This window comes from Paraburkholderia sp. SIMBA_027 (assembly GCF_046535315.1).
GTDB classification, from domain to species: domain Bacteria; phylum Pseudomonadota; class Gammaproteobacteria; order Burkholderiales; family Burkholderiaceae; genus Paraburkholderia; species Paraburkholderia tropica.
Genome location: NZ_JAWRWY010000943.1, coordinates 1 through 260 on the forward strand (window position 1 = coordinate 1; position 260 = coordinate 260).

Annotated in this window: 1 protein-coding gene; it reads left to right on the forward strand. The window is 70.0% G+C overall.

The window, feature by feature from the left end:
- A partial coding sequence (locus SB764_RS41890; RefSeq protein ID WP_410867021.1) for a putative PEP-binding protein occupies positions 1-260 on the forward strand: 260 nt, incomplete at both ends.

The following is a 260-nucleotide window of genomic DNA, read 5'->3' on the forward strand; positions in this document are numbered from 1 at the left end:
CCCAGTACGCCATGGCTGCCGACCGCCAACTCGGACCCCTCGCCGAGCTCAACACGCCCTGGCAGCCGGCAGTGCTCCGGCTGGTGCAACTCACCGTGGAAGGTTCGACGCTCGAAGGATCCGGCCGGGAAGGCGACAACAAACCGGTGGGAGTCTGTGGCGAGGCGGCAGCGGACCCGGCACTCGCCGTCGTGCTTACCGGGCTGGGTGTCACCACGCTGTCCATGACGGCGCGCTCGCTGGCAGCGGTGGGGACGGTG